The organism is Thermonema rossianum DSM 10300, from assembly GCF_000426825.1.
Classification (GTDB): domain Bacteria; phylum Bacteroidota; class Bacteroidia; order Cytophagales; family Thermonemataceae; genus Thermonema; species Thermonema rossianum.
In genome coordinates this window covers 95,043-112,329 of sequence record NZ_AUGC01000004.1, presented here as the reverse complement: position 1 = coordinate 112,329, position 17,287 = coordinate 95,043, and the positions used below count along the sequence as shown (strand labels likewise).

The following is a 17,287-nucleotide window of genomic DNA, read 5'->3' as shown; positions in this document are numbered from 1 at the left end:
GCAAAGCCCCATTGCTTTTTACACCGTAGAAGAAAAAATGGGCTCTTTGCGTTGCTTGCGGTGCAAACGCAGATCAAAAGCCATACATATATTTCGAATAAAGGGCTTGCCGGCTGCTTGCACTTCTATACTTGTCAGCTGTCCGCTCAATGGCTTTACTTCCACCAAACCATCTTCACAAAGCGGCTGCAAGGCATTAAAGATAAGCCGGCTATTCTCTTCCCCAAGCGCTTGTGTGTCTGCTACCGTGTGGTAACGGCACATCAAATCCAAGATATGGCGCCTGATAAGCAAGTCTTCCTCATGCAAACGGTGCCCACGGATAATAGGCAAGCGCCCGGCTTCTACTGCCTTTTTATAGTCTTCTATTTTCTTTTCATTTTGAGTAAAAGCATTCCATGCATCGCCAATTGAAGAAGCACCCAAGCCTACCAGCAGGCGCGTATCTACTGCCGTATAGCCCATAAAATTACGATGCAAGTTTCCGCTTTCGTATGCCTTGTAAAGTGCATCATGCGGCAATGCAAAGTGGTCCATTCCTATGTCGCGGTAACCTGCTTCGGTCAACCGCTGTTTTCCAAACTCATAAAAAGACAACTTTTCTTCGGGCGAAGGCAGCCAGCGCTCGAAGCTCTTCTGTGCCGGCATCATCCAAGGTACATGGGCATAAGCATACCAGGCAATGCGGTCCGGCTTCAGGCGCTCTACATGCTCAATAGTACGCGCAATGGACTCCCTCGACTGCTTGGGCAAACCATAAATCAAATCGAAATTGATGGACTCATAACCCACTGCACGGGCTTGCCGCACCACCCTCTCCACCTGCTCATAGGTTTGTATGCGATGAATTGCCTTTTGCACTTCCGGCTCAAAGTCTTGAATACCCAAGCTCAATCGGCGAAATCCCAAAGCATACAACTCCATCAGATGCTCAAGCGTGGTGCTGGCAGGATGTGCCTCAAAGCTCAATACGGCGTCGGGCAACAAATGAGCATGGGCAGTGATACCTTCTATCAGCATGCGCAAATGTGCCGGACTGAAGAAAGTGGGCGTTCCGCCCCCCAAATGAATTTCACGTATGCGGGGCGTTTCGCCAAACAACTCCATATACAACGCCCACTCTTTCAACAGTGCTTCTATATAAGGGCGCTCTACTTGATGATTCTTTGTGATGCGCTTGTTGCAACCACAGTAAGTGCATAAACTCTCGCAATAGGGCAGATGAATGTAGATGCTCATGCCCCGCTGCCGGTTTTCTTCCCGGAAACGAAAGCGCACCGCTTCCTTCCATCCCTCCTCTTCTACATTGTTTTCCCAAAAAGGAACGGTCGGATAGCTGGTATAGCGAGGTCCGGGAACAGCATATTTACGAATCAGTGAGGAAGTGGATTGTATCATAGTCAGCCACACGTTTCTATTACCAATAAGCAAAAGAAGCAATTACAGGCTGTGCATACAATGATATTGCTCATCATTCATTAGTTTTGCCTTAAAACAAAACATCTATGACAGACATACGAATAGGTCAAGGATATGACGTTCATCGCCTTAGCGAAGGCTACCCCCTGATGATTGGTGGCATTGAAGTGCCTCATCATGTAGGCTCGGAAGGGCATTCCGACGCCGACGTGCTGATTCATGCCATCTGCGATGCGCTTTTGGGCGCGGCTGCTTTGGGCGACATTGGTACCCACTTCCCCGATACCGACCCTGCTTATAAGGGCATAGACAGCAAAAAGCTGCTTAAACAGGTGGTAGAGTTATTGCAAGAAGCAGGATATGCAATTGGCAATATAGATGCTACCGTATGCCTGCAGCGACCTAAAATAAAACCTTATATCCCTACCATGCGTGAGTGCCTTGCACAAGTGATGGGCGTCCACGTGTCGCAGGTATCTATCAAAGCCACCACTACCGAAAAACTGGGCTTCGTAGGAAGAGAAGAAGGCATTAGCGCGCTGGCTATAGCTCTCATCTATAAAAATCAGGCATGATAGAAGCGCACAACTTAAGTATCGGTTACAGGAAAAAGTATGCCCTTTTCAGGGGGCTGAATTTTAAACTCCCCAAAGGACGCCTGATAGGACTCATATCGCCCAACGGGGGCGGCAAGTCAACGCTCATCAAAACGCTGGGCGGTTTGTTGCCTCCGCTTGCCGGTGATATCACCCTGCAAGGGAAAGCGCTCAAGCGCATGAGCGCCCGCGAGCGCGCCCGCTATATCAGCATTATTTTAACCCACCACCCACCCATGCCCTATCTGCGTGTTTGGGAATTGGTGAGCTTCGGACTATACCCCCATTCTTCTTTTAGCGACATGTGGCAGCTATCGCCCCCACAGCGCCTTCTTATAGAGCAAGCCTTGGCGCAATGTGGTGTGTTGCCACTCAAAGAGCACTATTTTGAACAGTTGAGCGACGGGCAACAACAAAAAGTAATGATTGCCCGCGCCCTGGTGCAAGGCACGCCCTTTATTCTTTTAGACGAGCCTACTACTTATTTGGACTTGCCGGCTCGCCATGCCCTGCTAAGTCAGCTGAAGCACTTGTGTCAACAACAGCAAAAAGGCATTTTGTTTTCTACTCATGAACTATCCATGGCTATGCAGTTCTGCGATGAGCTGTGGTTGCTACTGCCCGACGGACGCTTGGTGAGCGGACTGGCAGAAGCGTTGGGGGCTGCCGGTTATTTTGACCTCCTGTTTGCGCAAACAGGGCACCAACTCGACCCCATGAGCATGCGTTATGTGCCACAGCAAACTCATAGCAGTTATTTCCTGTACGGCTATGATACCCCCCACGCCCCATGGACCCGCCATTTGCTTGAGCGTCTGGGCTGGCGCCTTGCCCCCTCGCCTGAATCAGCTACTCTGAAAGTGAGCTGCCAGGCCGACGGAAGCTGGCATATTGAATTACAAGAGGTGCACATGGAAGCCCACGACTGGCAACGCCTGTATGAAATTCTTACTCAAAAAAGCAGCATAGCAGCCGGCTCCGGAACTTAAAAAGCTGCTAAAAGTAAAGCCAATGAAAACGCCACCCTTGGCGCTCGTCCCAAGAGAGTGCAGGTGCTGGTATTTTTATCATATTCAAGAAGCGGAACACCGAACGCAACCAAGGCTTTGAAGCAGGCACCTGACGCCACTCGATGTCCACGCTAAAATACAGCTGGCGGTAGGGACGAAAGCCCGCCTGCAAGTTCTCGTCTCTGCGGGCATATACCATTTCTTCTGCACCATAACCTATTGCCCATGTAAGCGGCACGGACAACGGACGGCGCTTAAACAAAGCTTGCCAGTCGAAAGAGAGCCAATAGGTTTGTCCGTTATAGTCCTTTAGCCACTGCTCGGCGAGCCCGTCTCCAAGCACTCCGGGGCGCAAGGCAGCGTAAGGCGACGGTTGAAATGAATATTTAGGACGCACAAGCAATGGTCCCCTGCCGTTTTGTACCCAAAACAACATGGCACCGGCCAGATTTGCCCCGGCATCTGCCCATGAAAAGCCATAAGCCGGCGAAAAGCCGTCCAATATCTCTATGGGAAGCATTGCGGTCCATGCCAGCACGGCAGCCATATTGCGCGCCTTACGAGGCGAATAACACAAAGTGCGCAAAGCCTCGTGTGTGTGCTCTGCCAAATAGAAAGCAGTCATGGCATGCCCGGCTTTATCCATCCCCATCCATTGGGGCGCGTCGTTGAAAAAAGTAAAGCGGTCGAAGCCTTGCTGCCCATACCATATGCACCCCAGTGCCCCCATGCCTGCCGTATAGCTTGCCCCTGTAAACGCAAAAAAAGTTTTTCGCTTTTTTATGCAGCTATCAGGCAATGCAGGATTTTTTTGTGCAAAAACAAGATGAGATATAATAAAAAGAAGAAAGAGTCGATAGAACATAGACCGCATGATTAATAAAGTATCAAAAGAGTGTTAACTTGCCTGCAAGTAAACGATAGCAGTTTGAATAGTCCGCGAAAACTAAGTAATATTGCAGAAATTTTGCTCCTATGCAAGTGCACAACATAGAATCTTCCTCGCCAACTTCCAAGCCCCTGTCGGACATGACGCGTGCACGCCGCGCGGTCAAGCTGCGCAAAGCATGGCGCCGCGAACGCATCTTCATCTTGGCATGCCTTCTATTGTTTGCATTGGCTTATGTGTTTCACCCACACCCTGTAGCCGCCGCATGGTTCGGCTTTTTTATTGCCGCTTACTCTGCTGTTGCCAACGATAGCATACAAACCATCGGTACCTTCATAGCATCCAACAAAGAGCGCCCTTGGTGGATGCTCTGGCTTTATATAGGGGGCATTTTCCTGGTTACCATGACCGTGGGCTGGCTCCTCTACGACGGCGATGTTTCTTACCAACGCCTGATGTCCGTGGACAAAAAAACCGGCGAGCTGCTGTTCCCGCAACCTACTTCTTTCTCTTTCGTGCAGCTGGCTGCCCCCATTTTCTTGCTCATACTCACCCGCATGAAGATGCCCGTATCCACCACCTTCCTGCTGTTGAGTGCTTTTACGGCCAGCAGCTCGGGCATCAGCAAGGTGTTCATTAAAAGCATAGGCGGTTATTTGCTGGCTTTTGGCATAGCCATCGTTGTTTGGCTGCTGATTCACCGCCAAACCAAAAAGTGGTTTACCGGACGCCCTCACCCGGGCTGGGTAGTGGCTCAGTGGCTCACCAGTGGGGCGCTTTGGGCTGTATGGCTCATGCAGGACGCTGCCAATATAGCCGTGTATTTGCCCCGGCAGCTCGATGTTGTGGAGTTCCTCATCTTTGCCGGTACTATCTTTGCCGGCTTGGGCTTGCTCTTCTACTTGCGCGGCGACCGCATTCAAGAGATTGTAGATGAAAAAACCGAAATAGCTGATACCCGTGCAGCCACTTTGGTGGATTTGGTTTATGCAGGCATCTTGTTATATAAGCTCACCGTCAGCACCATCCCGATGAGTACCACTTGGGTGTTTTTGGGACTGCTGGCAGGGCGTGAGCTGGCAATCAAGATATCAGACAAAAAGCCCCTCGTCAAAACATGGAAGCTCATAGGCAAAGACTTGCTGTTTGCCTTCATCGGCTTGTTGGTTTCTTTAATCATTGCCATGATAGTAAACCCCGGCTTGTGGGCAGAAGTAAAAGCATTACTTAACCAATAGAAACAAACACTTCCGGTTACATAATAAAAGCGTAGATGTTCTGCCGGAGCATCTACGCTTTTTATCGATAAAGCGAACAGATATGATTGATTTTTTACTAAGTGTAAGCCTCACCGCCTGTCTCTTTCTTATTTTCAAGGTGTTTGAAAGAAAAAAGGTACGCCTTCTGGGCGGCATTGTAGTCAACTATTGGGTATGCGTGCTTAGTGGCGTGGTCTTGCTACCGGGCATTTCACTGCCCGCTTCGGCCGACAGCTTACAATCATGGCTCCCCTTTGCTTTCTTTTTGGGCTTTTGCTTTATCACCACTTTCTATATGATGGCATACACAACCCAAAAAGTGGGGGTAAGTGCCGCTTCGGTGGCTTCCAAGCTCTCATTGGTTATTCCGGTAGCTTTCAGCTTGCTGTTCCTTTCACTCGAACAGCGCAAACAATGGGACAGCTGGAATATTATGGGCATGCTGCTGGTGTTCGTAGCCATTGTGCTTACCTCTTTGCGCCCACGCTATACGCCCCAAACCTTCGACCTACGAGGGCTTGGGCTATTGCTGGCCGTATTCTTTATGAGTGGTACCATCGACACCACCCTCAATTATGTAAATGCCTACCGGCTGAATGAACAAACCCAACCTCTCTTTACCGTGGGTGTGTTTGCCACTGCCGGTTTCTTGGGCTTACTGGTAGTACTCTATAAACAATTGATACAAAAAGAGCATATCATAGGCGTAAGGGAAATCATAGGGGGCATTGTACTGGGTATTCCCAATATTTTTTCTCTTTACTTTATGCTTTGTGCTTTGGCTTTCTTCAAACATGATGGGGCTTTTATGTTCCCTGTTTTTAATATATTGGTTATCTTGCTATCCACCATGGGCAGCATCTTCTTTTTTGGAGAAAAGCTGTCAGCCGCCAATCGATGGGGCATTTTTGTTTCTTTGCTTGCTTTAACGTTATTGGCTCATCAAGAATTATTAAGTGTTTTTGCATGAAAATTACAAGGAGAATACACATATGGCTTACACTATTATGGCTGCCTTTTAGTGGACAAGCCCAGTCATTTTCTCCTTCCATGCCTTTAGAATACTTGTTGCTGGAGCATTGGGGCACCGATAAGGGGCTTCCTTCTTCACACGCCTCCCGTGTGGCTCAAACAGAAGACGGCTTCTTGTGGATAAGCAGCTACGACGGTCTCTCACGCTTCGACGGCGAGCAATTTGTTGTTTTTGGCAGAAAGAATATCCCTGCTTTACGTTCCAATATAGTCAATGTGCTGACAACGGGCATGGGCTACTTATGGGTGGGCACCAATGAAGACGGGCTTTACTCCTACCACCGCGGTCAGTTTGTTTATCACGGGCTAAAGAACAGGCGCATTACGGCACTGCATTATCATAAGCAAAAGGTATATGTAGGAACACAAAATGGGCACTTGCTCGTCTTCGATATAGAGCAAGAGAGCTTTACACTGGACACTACCTTTGCGCAGGGCAATGGTGCCATTTACGGCATACTGGTCGATAGTAAGCAAAACTTATGGGTAAGCCAAAGCGGCGAAGGCGTTTGGCACCAAACACGTGACGGCAGCTGGCAACACTATACTACCACACAAGGGCTGCCTACTAACTTCACCCTGCGGTTATTCGAAACCGGCGATGGCCGCATTTGGTGTGGCAGTACCCAAGGCATTGCCTATTGGGATGGACAAAAGTTTCACAATCTTTTTTTGGAAGGCAGTTGCATTGTACACTCGGTCGTTGAAGATGACGCCGGCAACCTCTGGTTTGGTACTTCGGTGGGGCTTTTCCGCCAACATGCCCGGAATGGCACCATAGAACGCTTTACATTTAGGGGGCAAAACCCACTGCTGAACATCACAGACCTTTGCTATGACAGAGAAGGGAGCTTGTGGATAAGCACCTACCGCGATGGGCTCTTTCGTTTGCGGGAGCCCAAATTCCTCACCTACACCCAAGAAAACGGCTTCAGTAAAGAAGGTGCCGGTGCCGTGTGCCGCCTTGACGATGGCAGCATATTGGCAGGCAGCAATGACGGGCAGCTGTTCCGTATCAGAGATTTAAAAGTGAGCCCGTTCGTTACACAAACACCTCTGCCCGCCTTGCGCATCTTTCATTTACTGCAGGACCGTCAAAAAAGAATATTTGTAGCTACCTTCTATGGTTTATTGGTCATTCACCCCGATGGGCGCGAACAGTTCCTTGATAAGAAGCAAGGACTTTCCGATAATGCCGTGCGGGTACTTATGGAAGACCGGCAAGGCAATATTTGGGTGGGTACACGCTGGGGCGGCATCACCATTCTCGACTCCAACCTAAGAGTCATCCAATACCTCAACAAGCAGCAAGGAAAGCTGCCTTCGAATTTCATTATGAGCCTTGAACAAGCCCCCAACGGCGACGTGTTTATAGGAACCAATGAATCAGGTTTGCTCGTGCTTCGTGCAGACAGCAGCCTCCGGCAATACACAACCCGGCACGGCTTGGGAAGCAATACGGTATTCAGTACTTTGAGAGAAGGCGATCAAAACCTATGGGTATGCACAACCGGTGGATTGAGTTATATTGACCTGCCAAATGGCACAGTCAAAAACTACTCCTCACGGGAAGGGTTGCCCCACGACAGCCCTTTCGATATGTCCATCGATGAAAACGGAAATATATGGTTGTTCACAGCCAAAGGCATTGTGCGTGGCGACTATAGCAGCCTGCTTGAGCACATGCGGTCGTCGCGCCCGGCAGCACTCAGCTGGCAAATATTTTATAAAGACGACGGCATTAAAACAGATGAGTGCACGGGGGCTGCCCATAGCCTTCGCGCTCCGGATGGTAGCTTGTGGGTACCCGCCAATGGTGGTTTAATACACATACAACCCAATGATATACCGCAGTTGAAGGTCCCCCCATTGGTACACATTACCGACCTCGAAGTAGATGACAAGCACTACCTTCCAAACCAACGACAAGTACTTGAGCTGGCTCCCAACCCACAGCGAATCACGTTGAGGTTTACAGCCTGCTCTTTTGTGGCTCCTCAAAAAATCACGTTTAAATACCGCTTACAAGGTTTTGACGAAGAATGGCATATACAAAACACACCACGCATGGTGAGTTATACCAACCTGCCGCCAGGCAATTACCGCCTGGAAGTATATGCCGCCAATGCCGACGGGCAATGGAGCCATGAGGCCGCCACTATTGATTTTCGTATTCAAGCTGCTTTTTATGAAACCATTTGGTTTTATATTGCCATTCCCATTGCTTTTATTTTCCTGGTCGGCGGCTTTTATGCCTGGCGCATTCAAAATATCGAACAGCAAAAGGAGGAGCTGGAAGAAATAGTAAAACAGCGCACAGCCGCCCTTGAAGAAGAGTTGAGCATTACCCTGTCCAGCATTCAATATGCTAAGTTGCTACAAGAATCATCGCTTCCGGACATAGAAGTTATTCGCCGGCATTATGCTCATTTCTGGCGCTTCTACCATCCCAAAGACATCATATCCGGTGACTTTTACTGGTTTTCAGAGGCTGCGTTGCTCCCTACATTGGCAGTAGCCGACTGCACCGGGCATGGTGTTCCCGGAGCATTCATGAGCATCATCGGGCAGTTTTTGCTGAATGAAGTGTTCAACTTAAAAAAAACACATCCACTCCCCCAAGCCATGAGGAGCCTGCATGACGGCTTGTTGTCTATAATAGAAAAAAATGGCTTGCAAGATGGTATGGAAATAGGCATTTGCCAGTGGGATGCCTCTCAAAAAGCACTTTACTTCTCCGGCGCACGCCATCATTTGATAGCGGTGAACAGCCGGGGATTGCAAGTCTATAAAGGTGCCGTGGTAGCAATCAGTGCGCTTTGGAGCAAAGAAGTGGAACAAGAAGACTTCCCGCTCTATACCATTCCCATAGAAGAACCCACCTGGTTTTATCTGTTTTCTGATGGGTATAAAGATCAGTTTGGCGGTCCTTCGGGACGCAAGCTCGGTGTCAATGCCTTTTATCGCTTGCTGCAGCGAATTGCTTCGCTGAGCCCTGAAGCACAACAAAAGCAAATAGAGGATTTCTTTTTCAGTTGGAAAGGCGGACGCCCACAAGTAGATGATGTACTGGTTGTGGGCTTTCGGTTAGCGCCTTAAAAGAGCTTTTTGCAAGAACTATGGAAAATACGGATACCTATCGTACATTAGCCCACCCGGGCACGGGCATATATAGAGAAAAAGGCAGCAAGTTCTTGGGCTTTGCCTATCCGGTAGAATCCGAAGAGGAAATCAAAGCGCATATAGAAGCGCTTAAAAAAGAGTATTACGACGCCCGGCACCATTGCTATGCCTACGTGCTGGATACGCCCCCGGAGCCGCTTATGCGCGCCCATGACGATGGCGAACCGGCGCACTCTGCCGGCACTCCCATCCTGAATCAAATACGATCACTGGAATTGCTCAATGTGTTGGTGGTCGTAGTACGCTATTTTGGCGGCACCAAATTGGGTGTGCCCGGTCTCATTCGTGCCTACAAAACAGCCGCCGAAGCAGCCTTGCTCGATGGTGGCATAACAGAGCGCACACGCGAAGCGTTTTTTCACATAACATATGGTTACGAAGAAACGTCACAGGTGATGCGGCTTATTCATGAATTGGGGGCACGTCTCGTAGAGCAAGACTTCCAAAGCCGCTGCAATGCCCGCATAGCCGTTCCGCTTTCACGCCGGGCAGAAGCAAGGGCTCAACTGCAAAACTGGCTTGTCAGTTAGAAAGCAAAAAGCGGTCGGTTAATATCATCAGCTGTGCCAAAGGCAAGTATCCGAAAGAAGCGAACATCAGCTGCAAAGCGCTCTTGCGGTCTGTATGGCGCCACAGCTTGACCGCTTTCATCCAAAACCAAACGCCCAACAGAGAAAGCACTATGGTGGTGGGCAATTGCAACAAGGCGTAATACCACAATAGCCACGGAACCAATATAATCAAAGCGGTCACCCACATGATATAATGTGCCGTCTCACGCGTGCACTGCCCGCCGCGTGGCAGCAACCGGTAACCTACGTTTTTGTAGTCTTCATCTGCCAGCCACGCAATAGCCCAGAAATGGGGCATCTGCCAAACAAACTGCAGCACAAACAACAAGATAGCCGACATGGTCAAAGCGCCTTCATAAGCAATCACCCCCAACAAAGGGGGCAAAGCACCGGGAATGGCCCCCACCCATACAGCCACCTCGCCTGCCCGCTTCAAAGGGGTGTAAAGAATGGCATATGCCAACAAAGACAGCAAAGCTACGTAGGCAGTCAACGGATTGGTAAAAGACAATAGAAGCAAATAACCCAATGCCCCCACTATCACGGCAAAAGTAAGTGCTGCATCCATGGACACCTTGCCCGCCGCCAAAGGGCGATGGCGCGTGCGCTTCATGCGCGCATCAATATCCTTCTCTATCACCTGATTAATAATCACCGAAGCACCGGTAATCAAGAACCCACCCATACACAAAGCCAGAAGTGTGCTCCACGCCCATGCTTCTCTTGCGGCAAAGAAGTAGCCAAAAGCAGAGGAAAATATCACCAAAAATGAAAGGCGTGGTTTGAGCAGCTTCCAATAAGGCAATATATGCTCTTTCCAGTTGCTTGTTTTTCCGGTCACTGCATTCATAATTGCAAATTTATGAAAATAAAGCTTTCCCACCGGGGTTTTTCAGCAGCCAAGCCCATGCCGCAAAACACCAAGCCCATGCCACCAATGCAACAAGCAGATGCAAAGGCTGAAGATAGAAAGGCATGGCATTCCATGCCAAGGTCATACCCACGGCAGCCTCCCAGCTAAGCAGGGCACCTATCCCCATGGCTGCTTTTTTCAAAAAGGCAGACGAAGAAAGAGCAAAGGTCAAAGCCGCCGCCACACAAGCCACCAGTATAACCCCTACCGAGAGCCAACGATGTAGGGGCAACACGGCATCCAAGCCGTCCACCCAGTAGGCACGTGCCGCCTCTCCCATCTGCTGCGCTACGCCATCCACCGTTTCACGCACCCCCGTGCCTTCAATAATTTGCCAGGTAAGAAGCAACCCCAACAAAGCATAGCTCCCCCTCAAAAGCCACAAGGAAGCAGCAGGCACAACAACCCTTTCCGCCGGCTTTTGCATGAAGGCCCGCACATCTGTCCATACCCAAAGCATCCATGCAATTAAAGCCATGGCAAGTAGCATATGCAGCGTAATCATGCCCGGTAGCAAATTGGTGGACACCACAATAGAGCCTATCCACGCCTGAAAAACCAAGAGCACCAAAGCCCCCAGGCAGTGCCAAAACCACACTTTGCGCAGCTTGCGCAGGCGAAATGCGGCAATGGTGGTCAGCAACATAACCAAACCGGACAAGGCCCCCACCAGGCGATTCACGTATTCGGTCCAGGTCTTGGCTGCATTGAAAGGTTGCTCTATATAAACGGCAGGGTCATTCAAAATGCGTTCTGCCACTTCTTCTTTTCCTAAAAGCCTTAAATAACGTGCAAAACGCTCGTTTTTCTTCTTACGCTTAGCTGCATATATTTCCCTGTAATCGGGTGGAAGCTCTTTTACGGAAGTAGGCGGCACATATTGCCCAAAACATTTGGGCCAATCGGGGCAGCCCATGCCGGCACCGGTGCTGCGCACTACCCCACCGGCCAGCACTACCAAGAAAAAAGCCACTACACAAGCCATGCAAGCGATGGCAAAGCGGCGAAGCTGTAATCGTGTCATGTCGTTCATGAGCAAAAATAGCTAATTAGTGCTGCAATAATGCTGAAATTTACTTAACAGTACAAGCAAAAAGGGCTACCCTTCCATGCAGGCAGCCCTTTTTTTTTTTTATGCACACATGGCCATGAATTAAGCCTGTGCTTTCTCTAAGGTAGTATCTTCCGGAATCATAAATTCTTTTTCGAAAGCTACCTTCTCGTTTTCATGAGGCAAGTTAGAGTTGGGCGTAAAGGCATAGGGCACGGTCTGAGGAATGAAGTCGCCGAAGCCGTCTTTGTCAGCATTGGGTTTGCTGTAGTCATAGGGCCAGCGATACACATAAGGAATTTGACCGGGCCAGTTGCCGTGTCCGGGTTCCACCGGCGTGGTCCACTCCAGGGTAGTAGAACCCCAAGGGTTGGCCGGTGCTCTTCTGCCTCTAAACATAGAGTAGAAGAAGTTAAAGCCGAATATCAGCTGAGCAGAGAAGGTAATGATGGCAGCCACACTGATGAAGCTGTTCAAGTCGGCAAAGATATTAAACGCATCGAAAGAGGTGAAGGTGTAATAACGGCGCGGGAAACCGGCAATACCCAAATAATGCATGGGGAAGAATACCAGGTACACCCCAATGAAAGTAAGCCAGAAGTGAACATACCCCAAGCGCTCGTCCATCATGCGCCCAAACATTTTGGGGAACCAATGGTAAACCCCCGCCATCATGCCAAAGAAAGAAGCACTACCCATTACCAGGTGGAAGTGTGCCACCACAAAGTAGGTGTCGTGCAACTGAATATCCAAGGCGTTATTGCCGAGCACAATACCTGTTACCCCCCCTGAAATAAACAACGATACCAAACCGATAGAGAAAAGCATCGCCGGCGTGAAGCGGATGCTGCCTCGCCACAAGGTGGTGATATAGTTGAACGACTTCACAGCCGAAGGAATGGCAATAATCAAAGTAAGGAACATGAAGATAGTGCCCAAGAAGGGATTCATGCCCGACACGAACATGTGGTGCGCCCACACGATGAAAGAGAGCACCGCAATAGCCAGCATAGAACCAATCATGGCACGATAGCCGAAGATGGGCTTGCGTGAATTGGTGGCTACAATTTCAGAGGTAATCCCCAGGGCAGGCAACAACACGATATACACCTCGGGGTGTCCCAAGAACCAGAACAAGTGTTGGAAAAGGATGGCACTGCCACCTGTGTGATGCAAGGCTTCACCGTTGATAAAGATGTCGGACAAATAGAAGCTGGTGCCAAAGCTGCGGTCGAAAATCAGCAGCAAAGCAGCAGAAAGCAACACAGGGAAAGAAAGCAAGCCAATAATGGCTGTAATAAAGAATGCCCAAATCGTCAGAGGCAAACGAGAGAAGGACATCCCCTTGGTACGCATGTTGATAACGGTGGCAATGTAGTTAATCCCGCCCAAAAGAGAAGATACAATAAACAGCGCCATCGCTATCAACCAGTAGGTCATACCATCACCGGAACCGGGTGCTGCTTGTTTCAAAGCACTCAGTGGCGGGTAAATGGTCCATCCCCCTTCGGCCGGTCCTGTTTCCAAGAACAGCGAACGGAACATAATAACGCTGGCAAGGAAAAAGAACCAGTAAGAAAGCATGTTCATAAAGCCCGAAGCCATATCGCGGGCACCAATTTGCAGGGGAATCAAGAAGTTGCTGAAAGTACCACTCAATCCGGCCGTAAGCACGAAAAATACCATGATGGTACCGTGCATGGTCACCAACTGAAGGTAAAAGTCAGGGTCCAGCTGACCGGTTCCATCCTTCTGTATCACGATCCACTTGCCAAGCAGGGGCTGAAGGAACGAAAGGTCCATACCGGGAAAGCCCAGCTGAAGACGGAACAGAATAGACAAGAAACCGCCAATCAGCGCCCAAATCAAACCGGTTACCAAGAACTGCTTGGCAATCATCTTGTGGTCCTGCGAAAAAATGTATTTCGTCAGGAACGTTTCTTTGTGATGCTCATGCTCATGGGCATGCACATCGTGTGCGTGTGCCATAGCCATATCTCTACTTTTTATTGGTTTTCAACGTAACATTTATTTTAAAGAAGCAGTTTGCTTTTGCGCATTTTCCATCTCTTGCATTACCACTGCATCCTCCACATCGTTCACTGAATGGTATTTGCCTTCCTTCACCAAGGCTTGGCGAACACGTGCTTTCTGCACATAGTCCTCGCCTACCAACTGGGTCCAAGGCTGTTGTTTTGCCAACCACGCCTTAAACTCCTCCTCGGTCTCTACAACCACCACCAGGCGCATACCGAAGTGACCACGGCCACACACCTCCGTACAAGCAATCTCGTAATTGAAGCTCTCATAACGAGGCTTGCCGGTTTTGGGATCAATACGCTGCCAGTTGGGCAGTTGGCTCAACTCTTGGCGCATCTCGGCAGTAGTCTTGGTAGGTGTAAACCAAAACTGGGTAGGCATGCCGGGCACAGCGTCCATTTTCAAACGGAAATGGGGCGCAAACACGCTATGAATCACGTCACGGGAACGTATTTTGAATAAAACGGGCTTGCCTTTCACCAAGTGAATCTCCGGCGGAAGAATATCATCCTCGGTTCTTTTATCGGTCAGGTCAACCCCCATTTCATTGGTAGCATCCATGAAGCGGAAGCTGTAGTTCCCCAACTCGCCATCCTTACCCGGATAGCGTACCTTCCAGGCAAATTGGTGCCCCATGATTTCCACCACCTGTGCCTCTTTCGGCGGCTCACTCATCACCTTGCGCCACACCAGCCAGCCATTCAATACCAGCACCAACAAGATGATAGCCGGCACGGCTGTCCAAATAGCCTCCAAGGTGTTGTTATGCGGGTAAAAGTGTGCTTTTTGTCCGCGCTTGTAACGGTACATGTAGGAAAAAGCGAACAGCCCTACGTTGGTTACTACAAACATGGCAATGATAATCGCCATGGTAGTCCAGAACAAACCATCAGTAGCTTCTCCATGCTCAGAAGCTAAAGGAAGGTACATGTCATCAGCCGAGTTGGTGTACCATACCACTGCGGCGGCGCCAATCAAAGGAAGCAGCACAAAGAGCGTAGCATGCAGGTTGTTGGTCGATACATCTACGGGGTCTTTGCGGTCCTTATTTTTGGCGATAGCGACCAGTCGTGCCACGCGAAAGATGGTAAACGCGATGGCTACAACCAGTACCGCTGCTAATATCAGGATAAGCTTCAACATAATTTTGCCTTTTTGTTAGCTCAACAGTGTGTTTTCTAAAATTGTTTGCAACTCTAACAAGGTAAACATAAAAGAACGTTTATTTGTTCAATCATGCTTACCTTGTTGCTTTTTTATATAGAGTGATGCAATGACTCCTCCAGCATCGGGTGGTTCTTGGCTATCAGGGGTGCCTTAGACAGGGTGCGGTAGAACAACCACACAAACAGGCTGGCAAACACAATGATAGCCCCTATTTCCATCAAGCCAAAGCCACCATACTGCTTGGCAGTGCCGGGCATCACCATCAGATAGAAATCCAGATAGTGCCCAACCAAAATAGCAAAAGCAGTAATTTTCAAGAATATAGGATGACGTTTTGAATCACGCGGCATCAAGAACAGGAAGGGGAAGGCAAAGTTGATAATTGCCAGGATAATCATCACCGGCGAATAAACACCTCCCAAACCATGCAGACGCTCTTTGAAATAGAAGATTTCCTCGGGTATGTTGGCGTAGTAAATCAGCAAGAACTGGCAGAACCAAACGTAGGTCCAGAAGATACTGAAAGCAAACATGAATTTACCCAAGTCATGCAGGTGGTTTTCATTTACTGCCTTCAGGTAACCTTGTTCTTTCAGATAAACCACTGCCAAAGTGATGACAGCCAATGCAGATACAAACCAGCTGGCAAACACATACCATCCAAACATGGTGCTAAACCAGTGGGTATCGATGCTCAGCAGCCAGTCCCATGCAGAAGTAGAAGAAGTAACGGCAAAGATGACAATGAAAACGATAGACCATACCACCTGCTTATCGTAATAACGGAAGTCGAGGCGGTTCTGCAGTTGGTCTTCTGCCAACGAAGCCTTGCGAATCATGGTGTAGCCCCAATACCAGAGGGCAAAGTAAAGCACCAAGCGCAACAACCAGAAGAAGGGGAAACCACCTTCGGGCGACAGAGGCCAATAGAAGAAGGGTGCTTTGCCGTTGATGATGGCATCGAACTCAGGACCTCCTTTTTCATACAGCCCGGTGTGGGTCCAGTGGAACAAGTCGTGGTGTCCCAAGAAATAGACCACCAGCATAATCACACCCCCTACCGGCAAGAAGCCACCAAAGGCTTCGGGCACTCGCTTGATGATGGCAGACCAGCCGGCTTTTGCCGCATACTGGGTAGCCAAAAAGAAGACACCTGCCACAGCAATACCTACAAAGAAGACGCTGTTCAGCCACAGGTTTGCCCACACGCGTGCCATGGGGTTGAAGTGTTCACCCCCACCACCGCCATGCTCTGCGGCATGCCCGGCACCGTGTGCAGCTTCACTGCCAAAGCCGGTCACAAACCAGAAGGCTCCGGCGATGAAGAGAATCAGCCCTACTGCCAGCCACAGCCATATTTTTTTCTGCGTAGCGGCAGTAAGCGTATATTTTTCGTTTACGTCAACGGTTACAGTGTGTTCTGCTGCCATAATTTCTTTTTGTTTAAAATTAGTTAGCCATTGCTACATCCGAAGACTGCTCTGCGGCAGTTCCTTCTTGTGTTTCGCTTGCTTTTTCTTCTTGCCCGGGCACTATGCCACTTTCGGGCAGGTCACCGGAAAGCACATGCACGTAGTGCACGATTTTCCAGCGCTCCAGTGGGTTGAGCTGTGAGGCATGCGGCCACATGCGCCCTTTTCCATGGGTGATGACATGGAAAATATGCCCGTCGTTGAACTTCATGGCTGCAATGTTGGCAACCCCTTTGTATTTCTGCCCTACCGGGCCGTCGCCTTGCCCCTTGGCACCATGACAAGGCTGGCAGAAACGCTCATACAACACCTTGCCTTCGGCAATCACCTGCTTGGTAGCAGGCAGTGGGTTTTTCAGTGTTTTCTCTGCCACCTCTATGCTGTCGGGGTGGGTGCGATACACCATCAAACCCAGGTCATATTCGTTGCCGTATTCGTCCACATATTTGGTCGGGTAATTACGGCGCGAGATGGTACCGGGCACCGGCGGCAGCACATTGGCGCCGGTAGGTGTCAGCTTGTTTTCTTCTACTTGTGTCAAAGGTTCATAAGGAATCGACACATACATGTTGGGGGCATACTCGGTGCCGGGGTCGTTGTAATCGCGCTGGCAAGCTGTCAAAACGCACAGCCCGGCTACCGCAGCCATAGTATATTGTTTGAAGCGCATCATGGTTTTCATTT

Annotated in this window: 14 protein-coding genes; 6 read left to right on the top strand and 8 right to left on the bottom strand. The window is 49.5% G+C overall.

The features are described 5' to 3' along the window. Positions 1-18 precede the first annotated feature (18 nt). Positions 19-1,398, bottom strand: coding sequence for an oxygen-independent coproporphyrinogen III oxidase (gene hemN, locus K384_RS02750; RefSeq protein ID WP_038029170.1), 1,380 nt, complete (start codon positions 1,396-1,398; stop codon positions 19-21). A 107-nt stretch (positions 1,399-1,505) separates the two neighbouring features. Here hemN and ispF point away from each other — a divergent pair, with 107 nt between their 5' ends. Both ispF and K384_RS02740 read left to right on the top strand, forming a co-directional pair. Then, a complete protein-coding gene (gene ispF / locus K384_RS02745; RefSeq protein ID WP_038029168.1) occupies positions 1,506-1,994 on the top strand; it encodes a 2-C-methyl-D-erythritol 2,4-cyclodiphosphate synthase in 489 nt (162 codons plus the stop codon). Further along, the gene (locus K384_RS02740) at positions 1,991-3,004 is read left to right on the top strand and encodes an ABC transporter ATP-binding protein (protein WP_051633053.1); all 1,014 of its coding nucleotides are present in this window, start codon (positions 1,991-1,993) and stop codon (positions 3,002-3,004) included. Before ispF ends, K384_RS02740 begins: the two co-directional genes overlap by 4 nt. Positions 3,005-3,011: 7 nt before the next feature. Here the strand turns inward: K384_RS02740 and K384_RS02735 are convergent, their stop codons facing one another. After that, a complete protein-coding gene (locus K384_RS02735; protein WP_071837429.1) occupies positions 3,012-3,755 on the bottom strand; it encodes a DUF2279 domain-containing protein in 744 nt (247 codons plus the stop codon). Between the two features lie 245 nt (positions 3,756-4,000). On the opposite strand from K384_RS02735, the gene K384_RS02730 reads away from it, so the two are divergent. From K384_RS02730 to K384_RS02715, 4 genes are all read left to right on the top strand, one after another. Beyond that, complete coding sequence (locus K384_RS02730; RefSeq protein ID WP_038029166.1) at positions 4,001-5,152, top strand: hypothetical protein; 1,152 nt, start codon at positions 4,001-4,003, stop codon at positions 5,150-5,152. Positions 5,153-5,234: 82 nt separating this feature from the next. Beyond that, positions 5,235-6,143, top strand: coding sequence for an EamA family transporter (locus K384_RS02725; protein ID WP_038029164.1), 909 nt, complete (start codon positions 5,235-5,237; stop codon positions 6,141-6,143). After that, complete coding sequence (locus K384_RS02720; RefSeq protein WP_169737602.1) at positions 6,140-9,304, top strand: two-component regulator propeller domain-containing protein; 3,165 nt, start codon at positions 6,140-6,142, stop codon at positions 9,302-9,304. Before K384_RS02725 ends, K384_RS02720 begins: the two co-directional genes overlap by 4 nt. Positions 9,305-9,324: 20 nt before the next feature. Next, the gene (locus K384_RS02715) at positions 9,325-9,918 is read left to right on the top strand and encodes an IMPACT family protein (RefSeq protein ID WP_038029160.1); all 594 of its coding nucleotides are present in this window, start codon (positions 9,325-9,327) and stop codon (positions 9,916-9,918) included. On the opposite strand, the gene cyoE is transcribed toward K384_RS02715, so the two are convergent. The 6 genes from cyoE to K384_RS02685 form a co-directional block, all read right to left on the bottom strand. Next, complete coding sequence (cyoE, locus tag K384_RS02710; protein WP_038029458.1) at positions 9,911-10,810, bottom strand: heme o synthase; 900 nt, start codon at positions 10,808-10,810, stop codon at positions 9,911-9,913. The genes K384_RS02715 and cyoE overlap by 8 nt on opposite strands. A gap of 10 nt (positions 10,811-10,820) precedes the next feature. Then, positions 10,821-11,897 (bottom strand): COX15/CtaA family protein, encoded by a 1,077-nt coding sequence (locus K384_RS02705; protein WP_169737601.1) that lies wholly within the window; start codon positions 11,895-11,897, stop codon positions 10,821-10,823. A 129-nt stretch (positions 11,898-12,026) separates the two neighbouring features. Continuing rightward, a complete protein-coding gene (locus K384_RS02700; RefSeq protein WP_038029159.1) occupies positions 12,027-13,919 on the bottom strand; it encodes a cytochrome c oxidase subunit I in 1,893 nt (630 codons plus the stop codon). Between the two features lie 33 nt (positions 13,920-13,952). Then, positions 13,953-15,107: a cytochrome c oxidase subunit II gene (locus K384_RS02695; RefSeq protein WP_071837425.1), complete on the bottom strand. Its 1,155-nt coding sequence runs from the start codon at positions 15,105-15,107 to the stop codon at positions 13,953-13,955. Between the two features lie 113 nt (positions 15,108-15,220). Then, positions 15,221-16,561, bottom strand: coding sequence for a hypothetical protein (locus K384_RS02690; protein ID WP_038029158.1), 1,341 nt, complete (start codon positions 16,559-16,561; stop codon positions 15,221-15,223). Positions 16,562-16,580: 19 nt separating this feature from the next. Then, entirely contained in the window at positions 16,581-17,276 is a 696-nt protein-coding gene (locus tag K384_RS02685) for a c-type cytochrome (RefSeq protein WP_245605274.1), read from the bottom strand. Positions 17,277-17,287 lie beyond the last annotated feature (11 nt).

Excerpts from the sequence above, each read along its gene's own strand:
- K384_RS02715 (WP_038029160.1), top strand. The coding sequence starts at position 9,325 with ATGGAAAATACGGATACCTATCGTACATTAGCCCACCCGGGCACGGGC.
- hemN (WP_038029170.1), bottom strand. The coding sequence starts at position 1,398 with ATGATACAATCCACTTCCTCACTGATTCGTAAATATGCTGTTCCCGGA.
- K384_RS02725 (WP_038029164.1), top strand. The coding sequence starts at position 5,235 with ATGATTGATTTTTTACTAAGTGTAAGCCTCACCGCCTGTCTCTTTCTT.
- K384_RS02690 (WP_038029158.1), bottom strand. The coding sequence starts at position 16,561 with ATGGCAGCAGAACACACTGTAACCGTTGACGTAAACGAAAAATATACG.
- K384_RS02685 (WP_245605274.1), bottom strand. The coding sequence starts at position 17,276 with ATGATGCGCTTCAAACAATATACTATGGCTGCGGTAGCCGGGCTGTGC.
- K384_RS02740 (WP_051633053.1), top strand. The coding sequence starts at position 1,991 with ATGATAGAAGCGCACAACTTAAGTATCGGTTACAGGAAAAAGTATGCC.
- K384_RS02735 (WP_071837429.1), bottom strand. The coding sequence starts at position 3,755 with ATGGGGGCACTGGGGTGCATATGGTATGGGCAGCAAGGCTTCGACCGC.
- K384_RS02695 (WP_071837425.1), bottom strand. The coding sequence starts at position 15,107 with ATGTTGAAGCTTATCCTGATATTAGCAGCGGTACTGGTTGTAGCCATC.
- ispF (WP_038029168.1), top strand. The coding sequence starts at position 1,506 with ATGACAGACATACGAATAGGTCAAGGATATGACGTTCATCGCCTTAGC.
- K384_RS02705 (WP_169737601.1), bottom strand. The coding sequence starts at position 11,897 with ATGACACGATTACAGCTTCGCCGCTTTGCCATCGCTTGCATGGCTTGT.
- cyoE (WP_038029458.1), bottom strand. The coding sequence starts at position 10,810 with ATGAATGCAGTGACCGGAAAAACAAGCAACTGGAAAGAGCATATATTG.
- K384_RS02700 (WP_038029159.1), bottom strand. The coding sequence starts at position 13,919 with ATGGCTATGGCACACGCACACGATGTGCATGCCCATGAGCATGAGCAT.
- K384_RS02730 (WP_038029166.1), top strand. The coding sequence starts at position 4,001 with ATGCAAGTGCACAACATAGAATCTTCCTCGCCAACTTCCAAGCCCCTG.
- K384_RS02720 (WP_169737602.1), top strand. The coding sequence starts at position 6,140 with ATGAAAATTACAAGGAGAATACACATATGGCTTACACTATTATGGCTG.